23 protein-coding genes are annotated in these 18840 nt (G+C 66.2%); 9 read left to right on the top strand and 14 right to left on the bottom strand.

Translation table 11 applies throughout. From position 1 onward, the window contains the following. Nucleotides 1–5: 5 nt before the first annotated feature. Both DMR_RS18765 and rpmB read right to left on the bottom strand, forming a co-directional pair. Nucleotides 6–422, bottom strand: coding sequence for a PaaI family thioesterase (locus tag DMR_RS18765; RefSeq protein ID WP_043601110.1), 417 nt, complete (start codon nt 420–422; stop codon nt 6–8). Between the two features lie 173 nt (nt 423–595). Next, the gene (rpmB, locus tag DMR_RS18770) at nt 596–802 is read right to left on the bottom strand and encodes a 50S ribosomal protein L28 (RefSeq protein ID WP_006917954.1); all 207 of its coding nucleotides are present in this window, start codon (nt 800–802) and stop codon (nt 596–598) included. Nucleotides 803–987: 185 nt separating this feature from the next. On the opposite strand from rpmB, the gene DMR_RS18775 reads away from it, so the two are divergent. The 8 genes from DMR_RS18775 (at nt 988) to glyA (ending at nt 7731) form a co-directional block, all read left to right on the top strand. Then, nucleotides 988–1530 carry a YceD family protein gene (locus tag DMR_RS18775; protein ID WP_015862617.1) on the top strand — a complete coding sequence of 181 codons (543 nt, stop codon included), beginning with the start codon at nt 988–990 and terminating at the stop codon, nt 1528–1530. Nucleotides 1531–1599: 69 nt separating this feature from the next. Beyond that, entirely contained in the window at nt 1600–1782 is a 183-nt protein-coding gene (gene rpmF / locus DMR_RS18780) for a 50S ribosomal protein L32 (protein ID WP_006917956.1), read from the top strand. Continuing rightward, on the top strand, nt 1772–2821 hold the full coding sequence (gene plsX, locus DMR_RS18785; RefSeq protein WP_015862618.1) for a phosphate acyltransferase PlsX: 1050 nt from the start codon (nt 1772–1774) through the stop codon (nt 2819–2821). The genes rpmF and plsX overlap by 11 nt, the downstream gene beginning before the upstream one ends. A 15-nt stretch (nt 2822–2836) precedes the next feature. Continuing rightward, on the top strand, nt 2837–3829 hold the full coding sequence (locus tag DMR_RS18790) for a beta-ketoacyl-ACP synthase III (protein WP_015862619.1): 993 nt from the start codon (nt 2837–2839) through the stop codon (nt 3827–3829). Between the two features lie 256 nt (nt 3830–4085). Beyond that, on the top strand, nt 4086–4814 hold the full coding sequence (fabG, locus tag DMR_RS18795) for a 3-oxoacyl-[acyl-carrier-protein] reductase (RefSeq protein ID WP_015862620.1): 729 nt from the start codon (nt 4086–4088) through the stop codon (nt 4812–4814). A 30-nt stretch (nt 4815–4844) separates the two neighbouring features. Next, nucleotides 4845–5081 carry an acyl carrier protein gene (locus tag DMR_RS18800; RefSeq protein WP_006917960.1) on the top strand — a complete coding sequence of 79 codons (237 nt, stop codon included), beginning with the start codon at nt 4845–4847 and terminating at the stop codon, nt 5079–5081. 72 nt (nt 5082–5153) lie between these two features. Further along, complete coding sequence (fabF, locus tag DMR_RS18805; protein WP_015862621.1) at nt 5154–6398, top strand: beta-ketoacyl-ACP synthase II; 1245 nt, start codon at nt 5154–5156, stop codon at nt 6396–6398. A gap of 94 nt (nt 6399–6492) precedes the next feature. After that, entirely contained in the window at nt 6493–7731 is a 1239-nt protein-coding gene (glyA, locus tag DMR_RS18810) for a serine hydroxymethyltransferase (RefSeq protein ID WP_015862622.1), read from the top strand. A 181-nt stretch (nt 7732–7912) separates the two neighbouring features. Here glyA and DMR_RS18815 read toward each other — a convergent pair whose 3' ends face one another. Then, entirely contained in the window at nt 7913–8779 is an 867-nt protein-coding gene (locus tag DMR_RS18815; RefSeq protein WP_148208483.1) for a heterodisulfide reductase-related iron-sulfur binding cluster, read from the bottom strand. Between the two features lie 111 nt (nt 8780–8890). Next, nucleotides 8891–9199, bottom strand: a complete 309-nt coding sequence (locus tag DMR_RS18820; RefSeq protein WP_232502834.1) for a winged helix-turn-helix transcriptional regulator — start codon at nt 9197–9199, stop codon at nt 8891–8893. 203 nt (nt 9200–9402) lie between these two features. On the opposite strand from DMR_RS18820, the gene DMR_RS18825 reads away from it, so the two are divergent. Continuing rightward, nucleotides 9403–10257 (top strand): SDR family oxidoreductase, encoded by an 855-nt coding sequence (locus DMR_RS18825; protein ID WP_015862625.1) that lies wholly within the window; start codon nt 9403–9405, stop codon nt 10255–10257. A 124-nt stretch (nt 10258–10381) separates the two neighbouring features. Here the strand turns inward: DMR_RS18825 and DMR_RS18830 are convergent, their stop codons facing one another. The 10 genes from DMR_RS18830 to DMR_RS18875 all read right to left on the bottom strand — a co-directional run bounded on the left by DMR_RS18830 (nt 10382) and on the right by DMR_RS18875 (nt 18541). Continuing rightward, nucleotides 10382–10660, bottom strand: a complete 279-nt coding sequence (locus DMR_RS18830; RefSeq protein WP_043601113.1) for a hypothetical protein — start codon at nt 10658–10660, stop codon at nt 10382–10384. Nucleotides 10661–10926: 266 nt separating this feature from the next. Further along, nucleotides 10927–12012: a hybrid sensor histidine kinase/response regulator gene (locus tag DMR_RS18835; protein ID WP_015862627.1), complete on the bottom strand. Its 1086-nt coding sequence runs from the start codon at nt 12010–12012 to the stop codon at nt 10927–10929. Nucleotides 12013–12093: 81 nt separating this feature from the next. Continuing rightward, a complete protein-coding gene (locus DMR_RS18840) occupies nt 12094–12546 on the bottom strand; it encodes a response regulator (protein ID WP_015862628.1) in 453 nt (150 codons plus the stop codon). A gap of 12 nt (nt 12547–12558) precedes the next feature. Next, nucleotides 12559–13278: a hypothetical protein gene (locus DMR_RS18845; RefSeq protein ID WP_015862629.1), complete on the bottom strand. Its 720-nt coding sequence runs from the start codon at nt 13276–13278 to the stop codon at nt 12559–12561. Continuing rightward, nucleotides 13278–13661, bottom strand: a complete 384-nt coding sequence (locus DMR_RS18850; protein WP_015862630.1) for a response regulator — start codon at nt 13659–13661, stop codon at nt 13278–13280. The genes DMR_RS18845 and DMR_RS18850 overlap by 1 nt, the downstream gene beginning before the upstream one ends. 5 nt (nt 13662–13666) lie before the next feature. Beyond that, on the bottom strand, nt 13667–15379 hold the full coding sequence (locus DMR_RS18855; protein ID WP_015862631.1) for a sensor histidine kinase: 1713 nt from the start codon (nt 15377–15379) through the stop codon (nt 13667–13669). Nucleotides 15380–15382: 3 nt separating this feature from the next. Further along, nucleotides 15383–15733, bottom strand: coding sequence for a NifB/NifX family molybdenum-iron cluster-binding protein (locus tag DMR_RS18860; RefSeq protein WP_015862632.1), 351 nt, complete (start codon nt 15731–15733; stop codon nt 15383–15385). Further along, nucleotides 15730–16998 carry a sigma 54-interacting transcriptional regulator gene (locus tag DMR_RS18865; RefSeq protein ID WP_015862633.1) on the bottom strand — a complete coding sequence of 423 codons (1269 nt, stop codon included), beginning with the start codon at nt 16996–16998 and terminating at the stop codon, nt 15730–15732. Before DMR_RS18865 ends, DMR_RS18860 begins: the two co-directional genes overlap by 4 nt. 87 nt (nt 16999–17085) lie before the next feature. Beyond that, nucleotides 17086–17505 (bottom strand): hypothetical protein, encoded by a 420-nt coding sequence (locus DMR_RS18870; protein WP_015862634.1) that lies wholly within the window; start codon nt 17503–17505, stop codon nt 17086–17088. A gap of 64 nt (nt 17506–17569) precedes the next feature. Next, entirely contained in the window at nt 17570–18541 is a 972-nt protein-coding gene (locus DMR_RS18875; protein WP_015862635.1) for a sulfite exporter TauE/SafE family protein, read from the bottom strand. Nucleotides 18542–18840 lie beyond the last annotated feature (299 nt).

Consider the following 18840-nt stretch of genomic DNA (forward strand, 5'->3'; position numbering starts at 1 on the left):
GGCGGCTACTTGCGGCGGATGTTGTAGACGCCCCGGCCCTCGGCCACGTGTTCGTCCGGGCTGCCCTCGGACCACAGCGCCACCTGGGCGTTGCCCACGCGGTTGCCCAGAAGGCGCACCGTGGCTTCGGCGTAGAGATCGCGGGCCGTGGCCGGGCGCAGGTAGTCCACGCGCAGGTCGATGGTGGCGATGCGGTCGTCGAGGGCGCAACGCGTCCACACGGCGAACCCGGCGCAGACGTCGGCCAGGGTGGAGATGACGCCGCCGTGGATGGCCGGCCGGCGCGCGTCGCCGATGAGGTCCTCGCGGAAGGGGATGAAAAGCCGCACCCGGCCTTCGACGATCTCGGCCACGCGGATGCCGAGCATTTTTTGAAACGGCAGCCCGTTTTCGATGAGATCGGCCAGCACCTTGAAGTCCATTTTTTCTCCTTGCAGCGCCCGCTGCGAAGCCGTCCCGAGGCGGGACGTCCTCAGCCCAGCGGGCCGAACGCTCATCCAGCCCGCAACCGCCAGCCGGCATGGGAAGCGCCACGCAAAAAGGGCGATCCGCCCGGCGGACCGCCCTTGAAAGAAGGCAGGGGTCGGCGAAAGCCCTAGGCGTGTTTGGCCACGGGCTTGACCACCGCGCCGGAACGCAGGCAGCGGGTGCACACGGTGACGGTCTTCACCTCGCCCGAGGGCAGCTGGGCGCGCACGCTGACGAGGTTGGGCTCGAAACGGCGTTTGCTCTTGTTGTTGGCGTGGCTGACGTTGTTGCCGGACTGGGGCTTTTTGCCGCAATGATCGCAAATCTTGGCCATGATGGGTTCCTCCGGAAATCGATTCGCGCGGCGGCGCGACCCCTTCCGGGGCCTAGGCCAAGGCGCGTTTTTTCACAGTGACGCAAAGAATTTTGTGAGGTACATGGGAAGGAAGACCTTGGCAAGCTTTTTCTTGACAAGACGACGGCCAGGGACTAGCACACTCTTCTTCGCGAGGGAAACTCATGTCCGAATTATGGCTCGACATCACTGACATCCCGGCAAGTGGCCGGGAATTTTCATTTTCCGACCAGAGCCTGTGGACCGGCCCGATCGCGGAATTTGCCCTGCCCTACCGTCTGGACCTCCCGGGAACCGGCCTTGCCGCCGCATTCACCGTGACGCCCCAGGGCCGGGGCGTGCTCGTGGCCGGAACGCTGTCCGGCAAGACGGTCACCCCGTGCGACCGCTGCGCCGAGGACGTGACCCTGGACGTGGCCACGCGCTTCGACCTGTTCGAGGACGCGCCCCTTGAGGGCGAGAAATCCCTCGAACCGGGGCTTCTGCGCCGCCGGGGCAAGGTGCTGGAACTCGACGCCGGCAGCTTGTTGTGGGAACAGTTCCTGCTGTCCCTGCCGGTCAAGCCCCTTTGCGACGAGAACTGCCAGGGGCTTTGTCCCAGCTGCGGCAAACGCCTGGCCGACGGCCCTTGCGGCTGCCAGGCCGAGACCGGCGATCCCAGGCTCGCCGTGCTGCGCAATTTGAAGGTTCCGCGCGGCTCCAACTAGGCAATGTCGCCTGGTTGTCGCGCGTTTTTGACCTGATATGACCAAAATAAAGGATGCGAGGTAATCGCCATGGCCGTCCCCAATAGAAAAATCTCCAAGTCCCGCAAAGGCATGCGCCGCGCCCACGACCACGTTCCGGTTCCGTCCGTGGTGCTGTGCTCCTGCGGCGAGCCGACCCTGCCCCACCGCATCTGCCCGAGCTGCGGCACCTACCGCGGCCGCCAGATGCTGCGGAAGGACGATGCCGAATAACAAGCCGCGTATCGCCGTGGACGCCATGGGCGGGGACTTCGGTCCCCGCATGGTTGTCCCCGGCGCGCTGCACGCCGCCAAGGCCGGCCAGGCGGAAGTCATCCTCGTCGGCGACCAGGACGCCATCGCGGCGGAACTGTCGCGTCGCGACGTGAAAGGGCTTCCGGTTTCCGTGGTGCATGCCTCCCAGGTGGTGGAGATGGACGAAAAACCTTCCGAGGCCATGCGCCGCAAGAAGGATTCCTCCATCCAGGTGGCCTGCAACCTCGTGCGCGACGGCGCGGCCGACGGACTCATCTCCGCCGGCCATTCCGGCGCGACCCTGGCCTGCGCCATGTTCACCATCGGCCGGGTGCCCGGCGTGGAACGGCCGGCCATCGCCACCTTCCTGCCGTCCGAGCGCTCCCACACCGTCATCGCCGACGTGGGGGCCAACGTGGACTGCAAGCCCTTCCACCTGCTCCAGTTCGGCGTCATGGCCTCGGTTCTGGCCAAGACCATGCTCGGCCGGGAGAACCCGGTGGTGGCGCTTTTGTCCAACGGCGAGGAAAAGGGCAAGGGCAACCAGCTGGCCAAGGAGACCTTCGATCTCCTGCGGGCCAGTTCGCTCAATTTCGTCGGCAACATCGAGGGCCGCGACCTGTTCGCCGGCAACGTGGACGTCGTCGTGTGCGACGGATTCGTCGGCAACGTGGTCATCAAGGAAGCCGAAGGGCTGGCCTCGTCCATGGGCCGCGTGCTCAAGGGCGAGCTGCGCCGGGGCTTTTTCGGCCAGATCGGCACCATGCTGGCCCTAAACGCCCTCAAACGCTTCGCCCGGCTCATGGACTACACCGAATACGGCGGCGCGCCGCTCATGGGCCTGCGCGGCAGCTGCCTCATCTGCCACGGCGCTTCCAACGCCAAGGCCATGGCCAGCGCCGTGCGCATGGCCGCCCGGTTCGTGGCCATGGAAGCCAACTCCCACCTCTCCGAGGCCGTGGCCGCCAACATCGACCTGACCGGCCCCCGCCGCCAGGCCGCCAACGAACAACGCTAGACGGTTTCCCCCACCATGACGCACACCGCCCGCATCCGAGGCATGGGTTATTACGCGCCTGAAAAGGTGCTCACCAACGCCGACCTCGAAAAGCTCGTCGAGACTTCCGACGAGTGGATCACCACCCGCACCGGCATCAAGGAGCGCCACATCGCCGCCCCCGGCGAGACGGTCAGCGACATGGCCGCCCAGGCCGCCAAGGCCGCACTGGCCGACGCCGGCCTTGAGGCCGATGAGCTCACCCACATCTTTCTCTACACCGTCACCCCGGACTTCTACACCCCCTCCGCCGCCTGCCTGATGCAGGAAAAGCTCGGCATCCGGGGCAAGGTGGCCCAGGACGTCAACGCCGCCTGCTGCGGCTACATCTACGGTCTGGAGATGGCCCGGGCGGTCATCGCCCTGCGCCCCGAGTCCAAGGTGCTGGTGGCCGCCGCCGAGGTGCTGACCTCGCGCACCAACTGGGCCGACCGGCGCACCTGCGTGCTTTTCGGCGACGCCGCCGCCGCCTGCGTGGTCACGGCCGACGAACCGCCCCTGGGCAAGGCCGCCGTGGTCGACGCCCTGCTGTCCAGCGACGGGTCGCTGGGCCATCTGCTCACCATCAAGGGCGGCGGCTCGGGCCATCCCTACAAGCTCGGCGACGTCATCGACGAAGATTTCTTTTTGCAGATGAACGGCCCCGAGGTCTTCAAGCACGCCGTGCGTTCCATGGCCGGCGTCGGGCGCGACCTCATGGCCGCCAACGGCCTGACCCGCGACGACATTGATCTGTTCATTCCGCACCAGGCCAACCTGCGCATCATGGAAGCCGTGGCCAAGAAACTTGAGTTCGGGCCGGAAAAAATCATGTCTACCGTGGCCCGCTTCGGCAACACCTCGGCCTCCACCATCGGCATCGCCCTGGTCGAAGCCAGGAAGGCCGGCCGTATCCCGGTCGGCGGCAAGGTGCTGCTCGGCGCTTTCGGCGGCGGCTTCACCTGGGGAGCGGCCCTGCTCCAGTTCTAACCAGGCGGCCCGACACGACGTTTTGGCGTCGCGCCGGAACAAGCACGCCGGGAAACGGCCGGCCGCCGAGGCCGGCCGCGCGCCAGCCCCAGGCACCGGCGCGCAAAGACATTTGCCCAGGCCGGGCGTTTCGGCTACGTTGCGCCCTGTCTGCCGCGGCCCGGCTCGGGCCGGCCGGGACGTCACGTCCCCGGAACTCTCGCAACCATCGCGTCGCGCGCCCGCAAGCTTTTGGCGCGCCAAGGAGCACCCGTCTATGTCCACGGCTCTCGTCACCGGAGGTTCCCGAGGCATCGGCGCGGCCGTGGCCAAGCGCTTGGCCGCCGACGGCTTCGACGTCATCATCACCTACGTGAGCAAGCCCGAGGCCGCCGCCGCCGTGGTCGCGGACATCGCCGCCGCCGGCGGCAAGGCCAACGCCCTGGCCCTGGACACCGGCGACGCCGCCGCCGTGACCGCCTTTTTCGCCGAACACCTGAAGGGCGTCGATCTCCATGTGCTGGTCAACAATGCCGGCATCACCCGCGACGGCCTTATCATGCGCATGAAGGACGAGGACTTCGCCGACGTCATCCGCGTCAACCTCGTCGGCGCGTTCACCTGCCTGCGCGAGGCGGCCAAGATCATGATCAAGCGCCGGGCCGGACGCATCGTCAACATCACTTCCGTGGTGGGCCAGTCCGGCAACGCCGGCCAGGCCAACTACGCCGCGGCCAAGGCCGGGCTCATCGGCCTGACCAAGTCCGCCGCCCTGGAGCTTGCCGCCCGCAATATCACGGTCAACGCCGTGGCCCCGGGCTTTGTGGAAACCGACATGACCGCTGTTTTGTCCGATGCCGTCAAGGCGTCCTTTGCCGAACGCATCCCCTTGAAGCGCGCCTGCGCCCCCGGGGAAATCGCCGCTGCCGTCAGCTACCTGGCCAGCGACGACGCCGGGTACGTCACCGGCCAGGTGCTCGGCCTAAACGGCGGCATGTACATGTAACAAAAAATACGGCCTTGCTTGGAGGAAACCATGTCTGTCGCTGAAAAAGTCAAAGAGATCATCGTGGATCAGCTCGGCGTCGATGCCGCTGAAGTCAACCCGGACGCCAAGTTCGTGGACGACCTGGGCGCCGACTCCCTGGATCTGACCGAGCTCATCATGGCCATGGAAGAGGAGTTCGGCGTCGAAATCTCCGACGAGGACGCCCAGCAGATCCAGAAAGTCCAGGACGCCATCTCCTTTATCGAAAAGAAAAAGGGCGAGTAAGCCCCAAACGCCCAGTCGGGCCGGGGCGGGACACGCGTTGTCCGCCCGCCCCGGTTCGCGGACGGATGCGCCATGACCTTAAATCGGGTAGTCGTCACCGGCCTTTCGGCCATCACCCCCATCGGCAATGACCTGGCCACCAGCTGGGCCAATCTGGTCGCCGGCGTCTCGGGCGCGGCCCCCATCACGCGCTTTGACGCCTCGGCCTTTGACACGCGCTTTGGCTGCGAAGTCAAAAACTTCGACGAAAAGCCGTATATCGCGGCCAAGCTGGCCAAGCGCCTGGACCGTTTCACCATTTACGCCCTGTCCGCCGCCATGATGCTCATGGAGGACGCGGGCTGGAAGATCCCCGCCGATGAAGCGGAGCTCGTCTCCGTCATCGTCGGTTGCGGCATGGGCGGCATCGAGACCCTCGAAGCCACCCACACCAAGCTCCTGGAACAGGGGCCGTCGCGCATTTCGCCCTTTTTCATCCCGACCATGATCGCCAACATGGCCGCCGGCCAGATCTCCATCGCCACCGGCGCGCGCGGCTCCAACGTCTGCACCACCTCGGCCTGCGCCTCGGGACTGCACGGCATCGGCTACGCCTACTCCGACATCAAGCTCGGACGGGCCGTGGCCGCCATCTGCGGCGGCGTCGAATCCACCATCACGCCCCTGGCCGTGGGCGGATTCAACGCCCTCAAGGCCCTGTCCACCCGCAACGACGATCCCACCAAGGCCTCGCGTCCCTTCGACGCCGGCCGCGACGGCTTCGTCATCGGCGAGGGCTGCGGCCTGCTGCTGCTGGAATCCCTGGAGCATGCCCAGGCTCGCGGGGCACGCATCCTGGCCGAAGTGGCCGGGTTTGGCGCGTCAGGCGACGCCTACCACATGACCGCCCCGCCCGAGGACGGCTCCGGCATGGCCCTGGCCATGAAGGGCGCCCTGCGCGAGGCCGGCATGGCCCCGACCGAAATCGCCCACATCAACGCCCATGGCACCTCCACGTCGCTCAACGACGCCTGCGAGACCACGGCCATCAAGTCGTTGCTGGGCGAGCACGCCTACAAGGTGCCCATCACCTCCAACAAGTCGATGATCGGGCATTGCCTGGGCGCGGCCGGCGGCATCGAGTCGGTCGTCAGCGTCAAGACCATCGTGGAGGGCGTCATCCCGCCCACCATCAATTACGAGACGGCCGATCCGGCCTGCGACCTGGACTGCACGCCCAACGTGGCGCGCAAGCAGGCCGTGGCCAACGTGTTGTGCAATTCCTTCGGGTTTGGCGGCACCAACGCCAGCCTGCTCTTCAAGGCCTTCGCCCAATAGCCCCGGACCGGGCCGGCCCGGTCCCAGTAGCCGCCGACGGGGGGACGCTCGCACGCCGGGCCTCCCCCCGAACGCGTTCAAAGGAGGACGCTCCATGGAAGAACTGCTCATCGCCGACCCCGAAGTCGGCCGGGCCGTGTGCCTGGAAATCGACCGCCAGACCGGCAAGCTCGAAATGATCGCTTCGGAGAACTTCGTCTCCGTGGCCGTGCGCCAGGCCCAGGGCAGCGTGCTCACCCACAAGTACGCCGAAGGCTACCCGGGCAAGCGCTACTACGGCGGCTGCGAATACGTGGACATCGCCGAGGATCTGGCCCGGGACCGGGCCAAGACGCTGTTCGGGGCCGAGTACGCCAACGTCCAGCCCCATTCCGGCTCCCAGGCCAACATGGCCGTCTATTTCGCGGCCATGCAGCCCGGCGACACCCTGCTCGGCATGGACCTGTCCCACGGCGGCCACCTCACCCACGGCTCGCCCGTGAACTTTTCCGGCAAGCTCTTCAACATCGTGTTCTACCACGTGAAGAAGGAAACCGGCACCATCGACTACGACGAGGTCGAGCGTCTGGCTAAGGAGCACAAGCCCAAGGTCATCGTGGCCGGGGCCAGCGCCTATCCGCGCATCATCGACTTCGCCCGCTTCCGGGCCATCGCCGACGAGGTCGGGGCCAAGCTCGTGGTGGACATGGCCCACATCGCCGGTCTGGTCGCCGCCGGCTGCCATCCCTCGCCCATTCCCCACGCCCACTACACCACCTCGACCACCCACAAGACCCTGCGCGGCCCGCGCGGCGGCCTTATCCTGTCCAGCGAGGACAACGGGAAGACGCTGAATTCCCAGATCTTCCCCGGCATCCAGGGCGGCCCGCTCATGCACGTCATCGCGGCCAAGGCCGTGGCCTTTGGCGAGGCCTTGAAGCCCTCCTTCAAGCTCTACCAGCAGCAGGTGGTGAAGAACTGCCAGGCCCTGGCCAAGGGGCTTCTCGCCCACGGCTTCGATCTGGTGTCCGGCGGCACGGACAACCACCTCGTGCTGGTCGATCTGACCAACAAGGACGTCACGGGCAAGGACGCCGAACACGCCCTGGATCTGGCCGGCATCACGGTCAACAAGAACACCGTGCCCTTCGAGACCCGCTCGCCCTTTGTCACCTCGGGCGTGCGCATCGGCACGGCGGCCCTGACCACGCGCGGCTTCACCGAAGCTGACATGGAAAAAGTCGTGACCTGGATCGACGCGGCCATCAAGGCTGTGGGCAACGAGACGCGCCTGGACGAAATCCGCAAGGAAGTCGAGCCGTTCGCCAAGAGCTTCCCGCTTTTTGCCTATTAGCGTTACGCGATTCAAGCGGCCTTGGGCCGCAAAAAACGCCGGGAGGGGCTGCCTTCCCGGCGTTTTTGTTTTGGGGGATGCCTCCGGCGGCCGGGGGGATGATCCCCCCGGACCCCTGCAACGGGAAACAGGGCCTCAGGCGACGTGTCGCGCGCGGGAGGCAACATCGCGTACAGCGACCCTAGACCGCCACGTCGCCGTCCAGGCAGCGGCGCAGCAATTCGGGATAGCTCCAGACCGGCAACACCCCTTCCCCGGCCGCGCGCAGCCCCGGATTGCAGCCCGAGCAGGCGCACACCAGCGCCGCCGCGCCGGTTTCCTTGGCTGCGGCCATGATGCCGCCCGCCTGGGTCTTGCAGCATTTGTTGGCCGGCAGGTCGATGACCGTCAGCCCGTCCACGCCGTCCAGGAACCGGCGGTAGCGGCCCCAGTCGAAACGCGTCGTGGGGTACTGGCTGCGGGTGGAGGTGTGGCAGCCCTCGAAATAGGCCACTGTCACAGGCGGCACGGCCAACCGGCGGCCGGCGGCCTCAAGGGCGTCGAGCAAGGCGTCGCTGACGTAGACGCCGGGCAGGCCCTCGCCTTGTTGGTAGTTGGCCAGGGCCACGTGGGCGCAGCCGGAGCAGCAAAAGACCTGCCGTTTGCCGCCCTTGGCCGCCGCCTTGGCGGCGTTGGCGGCCAGCCAGCCGCGTATTTTCGCCTCGACCTCGGCCCGGCGCTGCCCGGCCTGGTGCACCAGGGGCAGGCCGCAGCAGTCCTCGGCCGGCAGCCACGTGTGGGACACGCCCAGACGCTTAAACAGCGCCACGACGTCTTTGACGATGTAGGGCGTGCTGAAGGGGCGGTAGCAGCCGAAGAGGAGCACCTCGTCGCCGGTCGGCGCGGGCTGGCCCAGGCCCAGGGCGGCCAGCAGCTGATTGCGGGCGACGCGCCCCGTGGCGTGGCTGCCGCAAGCGTCCACGGCGGCAAGCTGCTGGTCGAGGTCGCGGCCGTCGGCCCCGGTCAGCACCCAGGCGGCGACTTTTTTCGGGCGGATTTCCTGCGTCATGGCGTACGTCTCCTGCGGGAAGTGGGCGGCGCGGCGAAAGGGCGCGCCGGTTGGTTCGCCCCTTGTACGGGGCGGCGGGGCAAACGGCAACGCGGCGATGCGCCGTGAAATTCAGCCCGCGACAGCCTCTTCATGCCGCCTGCGGCTGTCCAATACTCGGTCCAGATTGGTCTCGATCCAGTCTTTGAGAGCGGCCACCCGCTGCGCGATCTCATGGCCCATGGGGGTGAGGCTGTATTCCACGAATGGGGGCACCACGGGATACGACACACGCCGTACGAAACCGTCTTCCACCAGGGCCTTAAGGCTTTGGGCCAACATCTTCTCGCTGACCCCGCCCATTCTGCGCCGCAGTTCGCTGAACCGGTGCGTCCCGTCGAGCAACGATACCAGGATGAGCACGCCCCACCGACTGCTCACATGGGTGAGAATTTCCCTGGAAGGGCATGGAATCGCGAAGACATCCCCCCTGACGATTCGTGCGCTCGGGGCGTCCGTCTCGGCTGAAGGCGGCGGTGTTTTCATATTTCCCTTACTTACTTTTTTGTGTGTACTTCCTTCCCGAAAGCAAGGTGCATATAGGGTTTGCATCTCGATTCGCAACCCCTCACTGGAGCAATACCATGATCGCCATCACTGGAGCCACCGGCCAACTCGGCCGCCTCGTCATCGCGAAATTGTTGGAGTCCGTACCCGCAAACGAACTCGTCGCCGTGGTGCGAACCCCGGACAAAGCGGCTGATCTGACCGCCCTTGGCGTGCAGGTGCGCCGAGGCGACTACACCCGGCCCGAGACTCTCGCCGACGCCTTGGCGGGAGTGGACAAGCTGTTGCTCATTTCCTCAAGCGAGGTAGGGCAGCGTGTTTCCCAACACGTCAACGCCATCGCCGCGGCCAAGGCAGCAGGGGTGAAACTGCTGGCCTATACGAGCATTCTGCATGCGGACACCACGCCCCTCGGCCTTGGCGACGAGCATCGCCAAACCGAAACAGCGCTGGCGCAATCCGGCCTGCCTGTCGTGTTGTTGCGCAATGGTTGGTACACGGAGAATTATGCCGCGAGCATTCCGGCCGCCTTGACGTACGGCGTGCTCTTGGGCAGCGCCGGCGAGGGGCGCATCGCGTCCGCGGCACGAGCTGATTACGCCGCTGCAGCGGCAGCCGTGCTGCTCAAGGACGATCAGGCTGGGAAGGTCTACGAACTGGCCGGCGATGCCTCGTACACGCTTGGCGACTTCGCTGCGGCAATCGCCAAGCAGTCCGGCAAGCCCGTGGCCTATCAGGACATGCCCCCTGCTGACTTCGCTGCCGCCCTTAAACATGCCGGCCTGCCCGAAGGATTGGCCGATCTGCTGGCCGATTCCGACGCGGGCGCGTCCCGGGGAGGCCTTTTCGACGACAGCCGCACCCTGTCCACGCTCATAGGCCGTCCAACCACGCCCATGGCCGAGGTGGTCAGGAAGGCTCTGACGGCCTAGCCGCCAGAACGTGTTCCCAGCGGACTATTAGGCGTAACAGCTTACGGTCTCACAAGACAAAACGCCGCCGCGCCGTGGGAGGACTCACCACGGCGCGGCGGCGTCGGCATTGGCCGTCGTAAAACTACTTCGTCCAGGGGCTGCCGAAACCCGTGCCGTTCTGGGGCATGGGCAGACTGCCGTCGCCGTAGCCCAGGCCCAGGCCAAGTCCCAGGCCCGTAGCGCCCTGCCCCGGGCCGCCCGCGCCGCCAAGGCACGTGCCGCAGGCCAGGCCGCCGAGACCGGGCGCGTCGGCCTCGCCGTCCATCCACCAAGAACCGGTCCCGTCGCCAAAGGCCGCCATGGCCTGCCCACCACAGAGCAGCGCCGCCGCCAGAAACAATCCTGCCGCAACCGTTTTCATCGTGTCCTCCAGGGAGTCGGAATGGCAACCCTGAAGCATAAGCCGAGCCAATGCCGTATCTCCCGCGATGCCAGGCGGATGCATTTTCATGCGCTTGCGGCCTGGATAGAAACCATACAGATTTGCCCGGCTGGCCGGCAGTTTTGTTTACACTGTATACCGAAAAGCCAGATAGCCTAGCGCAACACTCGGAATTGAACAAGAAAAAAAGCGAGAAAAGCGAGATAAAAACGGCCAGGCCGACACCGCGCGCCGCCGCTGGCGGCTCAGGCCAGGGGAAACCGGGCGATGAAACGGCAGCCCCCCTGGGCGGGGTGTTCGTAGGCAATGTCGCCGCCCAGGCTGCGGGCCACGCCGCGCGCGGCGGCCAGTCCCAGGCCGCTGTGGGCCTTGGAGTCGCGGGTGGAGAAAAACGGCTCGAAAATGCGTGGGGCGATGGCCTCGTCAATGCCCGGGCCGTCGTCGCTGACCGTGAGCACGAACTCCCCGCCCACGACCACGGCTTCCACCCGCACCGTGCCCGGGCCGCCGGCCATGGCGTCCAGGGCGTTGTCCACCAGGGCCGAGCAGACGAGGTCGAAGGCGGCCGGGGCAAAGCGCACGAGCAGATCGGCCGGCACGGCGTTGTCCCCGCCAAGGCCCAGGGAGACCATGCGGCCGGTGCGGTCGTCGAACACGGCCTGGGCCGCGCTTCTCACCGGCAATTCGATGGGTCGTGGGTCAAAGCGCCCGCCGCACTTGAGCAGATCAAGCATCACGGCTTTGATGCGCGAACCCTGGGCCGTGATCTGGCGGGCCGACTGGCGGATCTCGGCCGCCGTGCCGGCCGCCTCGGGCGGCAGATCGTCGCACAGGTCGTCGATCCAGCCGGCCAGGGTGGTCATGATGTTGACCGGGTTGTTGATCTCGTGGGCCGCGCCTTCGGCCACCCGGCCCAGGCCGGCCAGACGCTCCACCTCGATAACCCGGACCGCCTCGGCCCGGTCGAGCTTGCGGCCGTAAGCCCGGTGCAGGGCGGCCACAAGCTCGTCAAAGTCGATGCTCTTGGACAGGTAGTCGGCCGCGCCGAGCTTCATGCCGGCCACAGCCGACTCCACCCCGGCCTGGCCGGTGAGCATGAGCGCCTCGCCGGCAAACCCGGCCTGCTTGAGGTCGGCCAGGACCTCCACGCCGCTTTTGCCGGGCAGGTTGACGTCCAGGAGGACCAGGTCCGGCGGGGACGCGGCCGCCGCGGCCAGGGCCTCGTCCCCGTCGGCGGCGACGACGACCACGAAGTCGCGGCTTGCCAGCCGCTGCGCCAACAGCGTGGCGTACAGCGGCTCGTCGTCAACGAGCAGGACCGATATCGGCATGCGTCCCTCCCGCGCCAAGGCCCGCTCCCGCCCGGCCCGACCGCGCCGGACGGCGGTCGGGCGGCAGGCGTCCCGGCCCGGTTAGTCCTTGTCCTCGTCCAGAATCTGCTGGGCTTCCTCGAACGCGCCGGCCTGGGCGAAGGTGGCCGCCACCATGGCGTCCTCCATCTTCTCGCGGTAGGCCTTTTTCACGGTGCCCAGCAGCTCGTCGATCTCGACGGGCTTTTTGTGGTAGTGGAAAGCGCCGAGTTTTTTGGCTTCCTCTTCGGTGGCGTCGGTGCCGTGGCCGGTGAGGATGATGATGCGCACGTCGGGCTTGGCCGCCCGGACCTTGCGCAGCACTTCCATGCCGTCGATGCCGGGCATGCGCAGGTCGAGCACCACGACGTCGGGTTCGTCCGAGGCCACGGCCTCCAGGGCTTCCTCGCCGGAGTAGACCACCCGGGACGGCACGTCGCGCATTTTCAGGCGCTCGGACAGGGTGTTGACGAAGTTTTCCTCGTCGTCAACCAGCAGCAGCTTGATCTTTTTCATGGCAGTCTCCTGTTATGAGGCCCCGTCCGCTTGGGGCGGGCACGAAGCCGGTTGTGTCGTGGGCGATTCCCGAAAAACCAGGGTCAATGTCTTGCCGGGCGCGACATCGGCCTTAGCGGCCCCGGCGGCCCTGGCGGCGTAGAGGCCGGCGGCCAGGGCGTCCTCGGAGAGGTCCCCTTCCCCGGGGGCCAGGGTCACGACCAGGGCGTCCCCGTCCGGCCGGCAGGACAGACAAATTTTCCCGCCCATGGGCAGATGGGGCAGGCAGGCCAGCAGCGTCTCCAGGACCGGCCCCAGGTAGTCGGCCCGGCGCAGGGGCGGCCAGCTAGGGGCGTCTTCGGCGCAGGGCACGACCTCGGCCGTGATCTTGCGCCGCTTGAGCAGCCGCTCGGCCAGGGCCACAAGCGCCGCCAGGGCCTCGGGCGGGGCGGCGGCGCGTCCTTGGCCGTCCAGGCTGTGGGCGGCCAGGGCCAGGGCTTCGGTGAGGCCCACGGCCCGGGCCAGCTGGCCGCGCAGCATGGCGGTCAGTTCCACGAAGCGTTCGCGGTAGGCGAAGCCACCCTTTATGCCAAAGGTGCGGCGCGTGGTCTTGGCGTCAGCGGCCAGGCAGTCGTCCATGAGGCCCAGGGCCTGATTGAACGTGGCAAAGACGTTCATGAGGTCATGGCAGGCGGCGGCCGTGACCGTGCCGAGAAACCGGCCGTCGGCGCTTGGGGCCTTGGACGCGTCCATTACGCCTTGCCTCCGATGGCGGCGGCCTCGGCGATCTTGCCTAAAAGCGCGTCGAGCTCCAGGGGCTTGAGCAGGTAATCGAAGGCCCCGAGCTTCATGCCTTCCATGCCGTCGCGGGTGCCGGCCTGGCCGGTCAAAAGGATCACCTGGATCTCCGGGTTGGTGGCCTTGATGTGGCGCAGGATGTCCAGGCCCTTGAGCCCCGGCATCATGACGTCCATGACCACCACGTCGGGTTTGTCGGCGGCGATTTCTTTCAGCGCCTCTTCGCCGGAATAGACGCAGCGCACGGTCAATCCGCGCAGTTCCATGCGTTCGGCCAGGGTGGCGGTAAATTCCCGTTCATCGTCCACAAGCAGTATATTGACGTCTTCCATGCGCATGATGGCTAGGCCTCGTGTTTGGGATGTTTGGGAAAACGCAGGGTGAACGCGGTCCCTTTGTCCAGCTCGCTCTCCACGCCGATCTCGCCGCCCAGGCGCTTGACGATGCCGTAGGTGATGGACAGGCCAAGACCGGTGCCCTTGGTCTTTTTGGTGGTGAAAAACGGCTCGAAGATGCAGGCCATGGTGTCCTTGCTCATGCCGCAACCGTTGTCGCGGACAATGACGCTGACCCCTTCGGCGTCGCCTCTGGTGTGGATCTCGATGTGCCCGCCGTCGGGCACGGCTGCCAGGGCGTTATTTAAGATGTTGAGGAACACCTGCTGCAGCTGGCCCCGGTCGGACACGATGCCCGTCACCTCGGGATCAAGATCGAGATGCAGGTCGATCTTGCGGTGCAGGGCCTCCTGATTGAGGAAGCCGCTGGTCTCGGTGATGACGTCGTTGATGTTGATCTCTTCCAGGGTCACGTCCAGGCGGCGGGCGAAACCCAGCATCCGCCGGGTGATGTCGCGGCAGCGCATGACGGTCTTGAGCACGGAATCAATCAGGAGCAGGTAGCGCTCCTTGTCCGGGAAATCGTCGCGAAGCCCGATGAGGTCGCGCATGAGCCCGGTCTTTTCGTTGATGACGGCCAGGGGATTGTTGATCTCGTGGGCCACGCCGGCGGCCAGCCGGCCGATGCTGGAGAGCTTTTGGCTGTGCTCCACCTGGCGCAGGGCCAGTTCCCGGGCCTCCTCGGCCTCGCGCATCCGGCGCAGGAGCTGGTCGGTGATCTTGTAGGAGGCCAAAAACACGGCCAGCACTCCGGCCCCGAAAATAAAGACCAGATCGCCGCGCACGGTGTACCAGGTGCGCAGCATCTGGGCCTTGGGCTTGATGGCGGCCAGGACGAAGTCGCTGTCCGGGAAGTAGGCGTAGGCGAAAAAGACGTCGTTGCCCTCGCCGTCCTGCTGCTGCAGCACGGTGGCTTCCGAGGCCGGCGGCGGCATGGGCAGGGAGAACTGGTCCAACACCTTGCCGAAACGCTGGGAATCGGTCTGGAGGATGCCGGCGCGGTTGAGGAGAAAGGCGTCGGACCCCGGCTCCAGGCCCATGGAGCTGATGATCTTGTCGAACTGGTGGGTGTCCAGCGTGGCCCGCACGATAAACGACTCGCCCGAGTCCAGGCTGTGGCGCACGGCCACGATGACGTGGGGGAATTTGCGGAAGCCCATGAAGACGTCCGAAATGTAGCGCCCCTTGATGCGCACCTGATTGAACCAGGTCTGCTCGGCGTAGTTGTGGCCCTTGAGGTTGTAGGGGCCGACGTAGTTGACCAGCTCGCCCTTGTCGTTAATCAGCCCAATGTCCACGAAACCGACGTATTCGGTCTGCAGGATCTTGAGGATGCGGGCCAGGTCTTTCTCGTCGGCCAGCTCCTTGAAGGAATAGGCCTGGGCAATGAACCCCACGGCCGAGGTGCGCTCGGCCAAAAACAGCTCAAAGGAGTTCTTGGACTTGTTGACGATGACCCGCAGCGGATTCTGGATCTCCCGGGACAGGGCCTTTTGGTACTCGTGGTAGTTGAGCCAGGCCATGATGGCCAGGGGGATGGCGGCGGTCAGGAGCATCAGCGCCGTGATCTTGCGGCGAAGGGTGCGGTACATGCCCGGGGGCACCACGGCGTCGGAGCCGCCCAGGCCCGAAAGCTGGCGTTTGATGGCGTCGCCGAACATGGCCTAGCCCTCCTTCCCGGGAAAGAGGATGTCGCCCGAGGCGAGCCGGCCCGAAGCCAGGCGAGCCAGCACCGGGTCGATCTCGCCGGCCACGTTGTCGATGACGTCGACGCGCTTGTAGCGCAGGTAGTGGTAGTATTCCTCTTCCACGGCTCCGGCCACCACGGTGTCGATGCCATGGGCCAGCACGTAGTCGCACAGGTCCTCGGGGGACTGGCGGGCGAAAATGATTTCCGAGCGGGACCGCACGGTCCCGTCCTCGGCGATGTCGCAGACCAGGGCCTCGGCGGTGCGGTCAAACCGCCAGGCCACCTCATTGCCGCGAATGGCGATAAGCGCGCGATGTCCGGTCATGATCCGCTCCCTTTGCCGGCCGGGTCTTTTTTAGCCCGGGCCGGTTTTTTCGGCGCATCCGGAGCCGGTCCCCGGCCAGGGGGAGCAGCGGCGGCGACGGGCGCGACAGGCACGTAGACCGGCAGGTTGGCCGGCACGATGAGCGGCGATTTGGCGGTCATGACCGCGTATTCGACGATGTTGCGCAGTTCGCGGACATTGCCGGGATAGGGATACTCGGCCAGCACGCTCATGGCTTCCGGGGAAAAGCCCCGGACGTTTTTCTTGAAGCGCTCGGCAAAGCGCTCGGCGAAATAGGCCAAAAGGAAGGGCAGGTCCTCGCCGCGCTGCCGCAGGGGCGGCAGGTCCAGGCGCATGGCGCTTAAATGGTTGTAAAAGCCCGGATCGAGCAGGCCCTTGTCGGCCAGCTCGTCGGGGTTGCGCTGGGTGGCAAAGAGCAGGCGCACGTCGATGGGCTGGGGGGCCTTTGCCCCAAGGGGCACGACGGCCCCGGTCTCCAGGAAGGCGGCCAGCTTTTTTTGCAAGGACAAGGGCGCGTCGGACAGTTCGGGGAAGAAGATGCTGCCCCCGGCCGCCTCGGCGAACCGACCGCGAATCTCCTCCAGCCCGGCACCTTCCTGGGCGGCCCGGCCAAAGAGTTCGGCTTCCAGCAGATCGGCCGGCATGAACCCGAGGTTCATGCGCAAAAACGGTCGTTTGGCCCGCAGCGAGGTTTCGTGGACGCACTCGGCGATGAGGTCCTTGCCCGTGCCGGTCTCGCCGACGAGGAGCACGGGCCGATCGGAACGGGCGAACTCCGGCAGCGTGGCCAGGATGTGCTCCATGGCCGCGCTCTTGCCTATAAGCGCCCCTTTTCCGGATTTCCGCGTCGCCATGCCGTCCGCTCCCTGCTCGACCAGCTCTTCCACGAAGTCCATGCGGTACAGGGTGTTGCCATCCCGGTCGGGCACGCATCTGGTGTGCAGCCGCACCGGTATCCTTCGCCGTCCCCGGTTGACGATGTCGGTGACAAGCGACTGCTCGCAGCCGCCCTGGCGCAGGTGGGGGCAATCCCTTCCGCAGGTGGCCGTGCGCAGCACGTGCCGGCAGGGAAGCCCCCGAGCCTCGTCCAGCGTGAAACCCGTCAACCGTTGCAGCAGGAGGTTTACGTGCACCACCTTGCCGTCCCCGTCGTACACCGCCGCCCCCATGGGCAGGGCGTCCAGGAACCCCGGCAGGTCAACCATCCCTGCGGCAATCAGATCCGCCTTGTCCGTCGCTGTCACGCTCCCTCCTCCATGCCGCGGCGATCCGCGCCCGTGATGCTTTCACTTGTAGTCGAACCGCCGGGCGCATGGAAGGGAGTTTGCCGCCTAGTGCCCGCCGCTGCCCACCACGCCCGAGGCGGCCACGAGCAGGACCACGATCTCCAGGATGGCGATGACGGCGAAGATCGGTTCCTTTTTCTTGAAGTAGGCGCCGACCAGGGGAAGGTAGCACAGGATGGTCATGCCGGCCAAAAGCACGATGCCGGCGAAGTTGATGAAGTCGCCCTTGCCGATGAGCTTGAACCACCCCCAGCCGGTGGGCACGTTGCCCTGGGCCAGGTAGGTCTTGACCGGCTGGGACCACAGCTGGGTCACGGTGTCCAGGGGCACGTGGGGCGTGAGCACGCCCAGCACGTACAAGAGGTAGGTGGCGGCCATGAGCGCCAGGGAACCCCAGCAGCCGTAGAAGAGCATGTTGGAGTAGACGATCTGCTCGGGGGGGGTCTGGGTCGTATCGGTGGTCATTGTTCTTCTCCGTATCTCGCGTGTGCGTGTCGGTAATGTTCGATCTGCGGCAAAACGCGGCCGATCAGCCGATGCCCAGGCCCTTTAACAGCGCCTTGGCTCCGGAGAAGAGCAGCACGCCGATGACCATGTAGCGGATGAACTTGGGCTTGGCCTTGGCGAGCAAGCGCACGCCGACAAAGGAGCCGAACATGAGGCCGACGATGGAGGGAATGGCCATGAGCGGAATGACGCAGCCCTGGTTCAGGTAGACCCAGGCGGCCGAGGTATCGGTGATGGAGAGCAGGAACTTGGAGGTGCCGACAGCGACCTTGAGCGGCACGCCCATCATGAGGTTGAGCACCGGGACGTTGGCCCAGCCCGCGCCCAGGCCGAACATGCCGGCCATGACGCCGATGACGATGAACATGAGCAGGCCCGGCAGGGTACGGTGGGTCTTCCAGGCGTATTCCTTGCCCGAGGAAGCATCGAAGTAGACGCCGTTCATGCCCAGGGCGATGCCCAGAGCGTCGGGATTTTTCACCTCAGGCACGGCCACGTTTTTCGACTTGAGGATGAGGATGGCGATGAAAAGGATGGTGCTGCCCAGGGCGATCTGCACGACGTTGGTCGGCAGGGCCAGGCCGATCATGGCCCCGACGATGGCGCAGGAGGAGGCGATAAGCGCCACGGGCAAGGCCAGGCGCAACGAGGCCAGGTTGCGCTTGAGCAGACCCGGTCCGGCGGCCAGCGCGCCGGCCAGGGCCACCATCAGGCCCGCGCCGCGCACGAAGTCGAGGTGGAAGGGGAAAAAGCCGCTGACCAACGGCACGTAGAGCACGCCGCCGCCAACGCCGGCCAGCACCGCGATGATGCCCAGGATAAAGCAGAAAAACAGCAGGATAAGCGGCCACATCCACCACGGACCGGACGCGCCGGCCTGGTTGAGGGCGTCGGCCACGACCGCGTCGTTCTGGGCCGCCAGGGCGTAGACCGCGACGAGCAGGGCGGCCGCGAGGACCGGCAGGCCCGCTTTGAAGAAAATTTGCCGTTTCATGATCCTCTCGTTCTCCTTTTCCGGGTGAAGTGGTGTCGCCGCGCCGTCGGCTCCGGGACGGTCCGTGGCCAGGGTCCGCCGTTGCCTGGCGAACCGTTTGTTGCCCCCCTTCTTATCAAGGATTGTGCCTTTTCGAATTAGCAATAAAATCAGTGTATTAATCATTATTCAGCGGCAACGAACGGCAAACATTCGCCGCCCGGCGGCAAATTTTTGCCGTTGTCATTTTTCGGCCTATAGCGCATTCTCCGGCCGTCCCCCTGCTCCACCCTGTTGGCAACGTCCTGACGGCGGCAAGA

Origin of the sequence: Solidesulfovibrio magneticus RS-1 (assembly GCF_000010665.1) — a bacterium.
GTDB lineage: Bacteria > Desulfobacterota > Desulfovibrionia > Desulfovibrionales > Desulfovibrionaceae > Solidesulfovibrio > Solidesulfovibrio magneticus.